1 protein-coding gene is annotated in these 236 nt (G+C 72.9%); it reads right to left on the bottom strand.

All coding sequences use genetic code 11. From position 1 onward, the window contains the following. A partial coding sequence (locus IF22_RS0132650; protein ID WP_030338409.1) for an HNH endonuclease signature motif containing protein occupies positions 1–236 on the bottom strand: 236 nt, incomplete at both ends.

Genomic DNA, 236 nt, shown 5'->3' with positions numbered 1-236 from the left:
AGGTGTCGGTGGTGGTGGCCGCAGAGCAGGACGGCGTTGTCGAGATTGGTGGTGCCGCCGTTGGCCCAGTGGTGGATGTGGTGGGCGTCGCACCAGCGCGGTGGTCGGTCGCAGCCGGGGAAGGCGCAGCCGCGGTCGCGCAGCACCAGGGCGCGTCGGAGGGGCCCGGTGATGAGGCGGCGTTGTCGGCCGAGGTCGAGTGGTTGGCCGGCGCCGTTGAGGACGGCGGGGAGGAT

It is taken from the genome of Micromonospora parva (assembly GCF_000718515.1).
GTDB lineage: Bacteria > Actinomycetota > Actinomycetes > Mycobacteriales > Micromonosporaceae > Micromonospora > Micromonospora parva.
The sequence above is the reverse complement of the archived record's forward strand: the minus strand, read 5'-3'. Positions and strand labels throughout refer to the sequence as shown.